The following is a 3719-nucleotide window of genomic DNA, read 5'->3' on the forward strand; positions in this document are numbered from 1 at the left end:
TGATGAAGGAGATCGGCCTGGCATCGCTGGACAGGCTGGGAGAGTTCATCTTCACGCGCACGCATGACGCGACGCTGGAGCGCATCAAGGCGCTGCCGAAAGGCACCTGGTCGAACGAGTTGGTGACCGACGGCTACGATACGCCGGTCAAGCTGGTGGCAGCTGTCTCGATTGAGGACGACCATTTGAATGTCGATTTCTCCGGCACCGATCCGACAAGCCGATGGGGCATCAACGTTCCGATCATCTACAGCAAGGCCTATGCCTGCTACGCCCTGAAATGCGTCGTGGCGCCGGAGATCCCGAACAATGCGGCCTCGCTTGCTCTGTTCACTATATCGTCGCCGACCAACATCCTGAACGCCCCGCGGCCGGCGCCGGTCTCCCTGCGGCACGTCATCGGCCATATGGTGCCCGATCTGGTGCTGGGCGCGCTGGCCAAGGCGCTGCCGGGCCAGATCCTTGCCGAAGGGGCGGCGGCACTGTGGAACATCCACATCTCGGTCAGGCCGGTCGCCGGGAGCGATGGACGCCGCGCCGAGGTGCTGATGTTCAATTCCGGCGGCATGGGGGCCCGCCCGACGTTGGACGGGCTGTCCGCCACCGCCTTTCCGTCCGGTGTCCATACCATGCCGATCGAGGCGACCGAGCACACCGGGCCGATCGTCATCTGGCGCAAGGAACTGCGTCCCGATTCCGGGGGCGACGGGGAATTTCGCGGCGGCCTCGGCCAGATCCTCGAAATCGCGGCCACTGAAGGCCACGAGTTCGATTTTTCCGCCATGTTCGACCGGGTCAACCATCCGGCCAAGGGACGCGATGGCGGCAAGGACGGGATAGCCGGCATCGTCAGGCTCGACGATGGCACGCTGATGCGCCCCAAGGGCTGGCAGCACGTTCCGGCAGGGCGTCGTCTGGTGCTGGAACTTCCTGGCGGTGGCGGCTATGGCGATCCCTCCAGGCGCAGTACGGAGGCGCGGGCACAGGACGTGTCCAGGGGCTATATTTCGGAGAAAAGCCGATGAGCTACATTTCCTCGCGCCTGTCCGTGGTCAAGCCGTCGGCTTCGATGGCCGCCTCGCAGGCGGCCAAGGCGCTACGGGTCAAAGGCGTCGACGTCATCGACCTTGGCCTTGGCGAACCTGATTTTCCGACGCCTGCCCACATCATCGAAGCGGCCTATGCAGCCGCCAAAGCGGGCCAGACCCTCTACACCGCCGCAGCCGGCTCGCCGGAAGTGCGCGAGGCCGTGGCCGGGAAGTTCAGGCGCGAGAACGGACTGGACTACACGGCCGACGACATCGTCGTGGCCAACGGCGCCAAGCAGATCATCTTCAACGCGCTGATGGCGACGCTGGAACCCGGCGACGAGGCCATCCTGCCCGCGCCCTATTTCGTCTCCTATCCTGAGATGGTGAAGCTGCTAGGCGGCACGCCCGTCACGGTCGAATGCAGGGAAAGCGGCGGCTTCAGGCTGACGCCCGAACTCTTGGAAAAGGCGATCGGGCCGAGAACCAAGTGGCTGTTCCTGAACATGCCCGGCAATCCATCCGGAGCGGTCTACTCGGCCGACGATCTCAAGGCGCTTGGCGCTGTCCTTGCCAGGCATCCGCAGGTGCTCATCCTGTCGGACGAGATCTATGAGCACATCATCTTCGATAACCGCGAATTCGTATCCTTCGGCAAGGCCTGCCCTGACCTCAAGGACCGAAGCCTCATCGTCAACGGCGTGGCCAAGGCCTATGCGATGACCGGCTGGCGTGTCGGTTATGCAGCCGGCCCGGCACCACTCGTCAAGGCGATGTCGATCATCCAGAGCCAGTCGGTCACTTCGGTCTGCTCGATTGCCCAGGCGGCGACGGTCGCCGCACTGAATGGCCCGCAGGACGAGGTGGCTCGTTTCCGCGATGCATTCGAGGCGCGCAGGAACCTGGTCGTCGATGGCATAAGGCGCATCAACGGCCTGACGCTGCCGCCGCCGGAAGGAGCTTTCTATGCCTATATCGGTTGCGCCAGCCTGATCGGCCGCAGGACCCCAAAAGGCGTCATGCTGGAGGACGATACGGCGGTGGCGACCTATCTTCTGAACGAAGGCCGCGTGGCCTCGGTGCCGGGCACTGCCTACGGACTTTCACCTTATTTTCGTATCTCCACCGCCACCAGCGAGGAGGTGCTTGCCGAGGCGATCGCGCGGATCAACGCCGCCGTCGCGCAAGTGGAGTAGACCATGCCGCATTACGAACGCATCCTGATCACCGGCGCCGCCGGCCGGCTTGGCTCGGAACTGCGAAAGGGGCTGGTGCCGCTGGCAAAAACGATCCGCCTGGCGGGTCGCGAACCGTTCGGCGATCTTGCTCCTCACGAGGAAGAAGCGGTCTTCGATCTCGCCGACATGGAGGCTACACTTGCGGCCACCAAGGACTGCGACGCGATCGTGCATTTCGGCGGTGCGCCGCTTGAATGCGAATGGCAAACGATCCTGGATTCCAGCATTCGCGGATCCTACCACATCTACGAAGGCGCCCGGAAACACGGCGTGAAGCGGGTTATCTATGCTTCCTCGGTGCATGCCATCGGCTATCATGAAGTCGAAGCCCATATCGGCGTCGATGCGCCGGTGCGCCCCGACAGCCTCTACGGCGTGTCGAAGAATTTCGTCGAAAGCCTGAGCCGGCTCTACTGGGACAAGTTCGGCATTGAGACGGCTTGCCTGCGTATCTTCTCGTCCTTTCCCGAACCGGCCGACCGACGCATGCTGTGGTCGTATCTTTCCTTCGCCGACTGCGTTCGTCTGGTCGAAGCAGCACTGACGGCGCCGCGCGTCGGGCACACAATCTCGTTCGGCATATCCGACAACAAGCTGAAAATGGTCGACAACAGCGGCGCCAACCATCTGGGGTTCATCCCGCAAGACAGCGCCGAGCCATTCCGCGCAGCGGTCGAGGCGAAGACGCAGATTCCGGATCCCAAGGCGCCATCGGTGAAGTATCTGGGCGGGTGGTTCTGCGAGCTTGGCCATCCGGACGACAAGCGGGCGTAACTATCAAAAAACCAATCCGCTAGATGGCGAAGACGAAACATCCACCAACACCCCTACGGCTCCCTGCAATTCACGGCGACAGCCGAATAATGATCATGAAGCGCTTCCGGGACGTTCAGGCCAGGGCGACACCGGCGATCGTGCAAGACCGTAGGCTCCGGCGATCACCCCCATGCCTCCGGTGTGCTTCTGAGGTTCGGTGCCGTCTGCCATGTAGGCTTCCGCGATCACCTGTTCTGATGCAGGATCGTCTCGGCCGCAATGAAGCCCCAGGTCAGGTTCGGGCCGAGCGTGGTGCCGGCCCCTACGGCGCGCGTGCCGATGGGGTTGGCCATCGCAAGCCCTGCCGCATAAAGGCCGGGAATGATCGAGCCGTCCGGTCTCAACACCTGCGCCCGCTCGTTGGTCCGGGCCCCGCCCTTGGTGCCGAGGATCGAGCGATTGATCGTCATGCCGACGTAGGGCGCCTTGTCGATCGGCTTCAGCCGGTTCTCGGGGCCATGCGCCTTGTATGCCTCCCAACCATTATCGCCGCGGTGGAAGTCCGCATCGTGCCCGTTCTCGCAAAAGCCGTTCCAGCGCGCGATCGTCTCCTCCAGCGCCGCCGCCGGCAACCCGAGCTTGGCGGCAAGGCCAGCGATGGTATCGGCCTTCTTGATCCAGTCGCGCTCGTAGGAGG

At 63.5% G+C, this 3719-nt stretch carries 4 protein-coding genes; 3 read left to right on the forward strand and 1 reads right to left on the reverse strand.

The features are described 5' to 3' along the window. The 3 genes from EN879_RS27480 to EN879_RS27490 all read left to right on the forward strand — a co-directional run. Positions 1 to 1025, forward strand: a 1025-nt coding sequence (locus tag EN879_RS27480) for a hydantoinase B/oxoprolinase family protein (RefSeq protein WP_164774610.1), incomplete at its 5' end; no start/stop codon positions are given. Beyond that, on the forward strand, positions 1022 to 2224 hold the full coding sequence (locus EN879_RS27485; RefSeq protein WP_063168730.1) for a pyridoxal phosphate-dependent aminotransferase: 1203 nt from the start codon (positions 1022 to 1024) through the stop codon (positions 2222 to 2224). The genes EN879_RS27480 and EN879_RS27485, both read left to right, overlap by 4 nt. Before the next feature lie 3 nt (positions 2225 to 2227). Then, the gene (locus EN879_RS27490) at positions 2228 to 3040 is read left to right on the forward strand and encodes an NAD(P)-dependent oxidoreductase (RefSeq protein WP_063168731.1); all 813 of its coding nucleotides are present in this window, start codon (positions 2228 to 2230) and stop codon (positions 3038 to 3040) included. Positions 3041 to 3267: 227 nt separating this feature from the next. Here EN879_RS27490 and EN879_RS27500 read toward each other — a convergent pair. Beyond that, positions 3268 to 3719: FAD-binding protein (locus tag EN879_RS27500; RefSeq protein WP_127274365.1), on the reverse strand; the 452-nt coding region annotated here is incomplete at its 5' end.

The sequence above is a fragment of the Mesorhizobium sp. M7A.F.Ca.AU.002.02.1.1 genome, from assembly GCF_003998535.1.
Lineage (GTDB): Bacteria > Pseudomonadota > Alphaproteobacteria > Rhizobiales > Rhizobiaceae > Mesorhizobium > Mesorhizobium ciceri.